Below are 1730 nucleotides of genomic sequence, written 5' to 3' on the forward strand. Positions count from 1 at the left end.
ATGGGATGAAGTCAATTATTTCTCATTTAGGAACTCAAGATTTCCCCAGAGTTAGAATCGGGATTGGTAAAAGTGCTGGCGAGAAAGATACTATTTCTCATGTTTTAGGTAAATTTTCACAAATCGAAACTCCGATCGTGAGTGAAGTAATTCAACTAGTCAATGACTCGATCGAAATGAGCCTCAAAAAAGGCGTCGAGCAGGCTATGAGTCTTTATAATAGCCGATCTATTCCCGTGCCGGAGATTGTGGAATAACTTACAAATTAGTAGAAACAGATTCCCGACTGTCTTGTCTCGCTAAACCGTCGGCAAAGCCGACGAGCGCGAGACGCTTCTTCGAGAAGTCGGGAATCTAAGGGTCGTGACATCGCAATATTTAATGGTGTCCTAAAATACCTCAAACATTACTTAATTAATCGATCGACTGCGGAAACATTCATCTTAGGAGAATTGCGATTGGTATCGGTTAAATGTGAGATACCTTGCAGAGAGCGATCTTTAGCTTTAGTAGCTTGATGCGCGGAATTTTGCGCGTGAGGTGGGCGAGAGAGCATTTGACGATCGCGACCGCCCTTAGCTTTAATTTGAGGTACTGTTTTGGCACGGACACTAGCCAATACCGCATCGAGCGGTGTCGTCGAGACACTATTGTTTTTGGGAGCTTTATTAGTAGGCTGACTGGTGACAACACTCTCTAGCGGACGTGGATTGGCTAGTGCTGGCCAGAGCGGCGCAAATGCGATAGTAGATAGGGAGAGCGCGATCCATAGACGTTGGTGTAGGTCGTACATAAGAAAAAATCCAATACTACTTACTTGTTAACTTACCCAGATCGATCGTTGTAACGATCGCCACTATTAAATCATTAAATCGATAGCTATAGCAGCATCCGATCGATCTTCAAAAAAATTCCCACGTAGTGACTAAGAATGTTAGGATCGCAAACAGCAAGAGAAGAAGTGAAGAAAAAAAGGACAACCTAATGGCAGAGATAAATAAGTCAATATCCTTTGACGGTAGGGATATTCGACTTAAGGTTGGAGTATTCGCACCCCAAGCTGGTGGTTGCGTCTTAATCGAATCTGGCGATACCAGCGTATTAGTTACCGCCACCCGTGCGAAAGGACGAGAAGGGATTGATTTCCTCCCGTTACTTGTAGATTATGAAGAACGGATTTACGCCGCCGGACGCATTCCGGGTGGGTTCCTCCGTCGCGAAGGCCGCGCTCCCGAAAAAGTGACGTTAATCAGTCGGTTGATCGATCGACCGATGCGACCATTATTCCCAGACTGGTTGCGCGATGACATTCAAATCGTCGCTACCACCATGTCACTGGACGAGTTAGTCCCCCCAGACGTCCTGGCAGTGACCGGAGCATCGATCGCGACACTGCTAGCGCAACTCCCTTTCAATGGCCCGATGGCCGCAGTCCGTGTCGGTTTGGTCGGCGATGATTTTATTATCAATCCTACCTATCGCGAAATCCAAATCGGCGACCTCGATTTAGTCGTTGCCGGTACTCCCGATGGCGTGATCATGGTCGAAGCTGGTGCCAATCAGTTGCCCGAGCAAGATATCATCGAAGCGATCGATTTTGGCTACGAAGCAGTACAGGAGCTAATTACCGCCCAACGGGAATTACTGGCCGAATTGGGCATCTCGATCATCCATGCCGAGAAACCAGCTACCGACGAGACATTAGCAAACTTCTTAGCCGATCGCACCAA

1 protein-coding gene and 2 pseudogenes are annotated in these 1730 nt (G+C 47.3%); 2 read left to right on the forward strand and 1 reads right to left on the reverse strand.

The window, feature by feature from the left end:
* Positions 1 to 257: pseudogene (locus tag RMO84_RS14515) on the forward strand (aminoacyl-tRNA hydrolase); the annotation flags it as partial.
* A gap of 149 nt (positions 258 to 406) precedes the next feature.
* Here the strand turns inward: RMO84_RS14515 and RMO84_RS14520 are convergent.
* On the reverse strand, positions 407 to 793 hold the full coding sequence (locus RMO84_RS14520; protein WP_310489160.1) for a hypothetical protein: 387 nt from the start codon (positions 791 to 793) through the stop codon (positions 407 to 409).
* A gap of 191 nt (positions 794 to 984) precedes the next feature.
* Here RMO84_RS14520 and RMO84_RS14525 point away from each other — a divergent pair.
* Positions 985 to 1730: pseudogene (locus tag RMO84_RS14525) on the forward strand (polyribonucleotide nucleotidyltransferase); the annotation flags it as partial.

Origin of the sequence: Chamaesiphon sp. VAR_69_metabat_338, from assembly GCF_031423935.1 — a bacterium.
Lineage (GTDB): Bacteria > Cyanobacteriota > Cyanobacteriia > Cyanobacteriales > Chamaesiphonaceae > Chamaesiphon.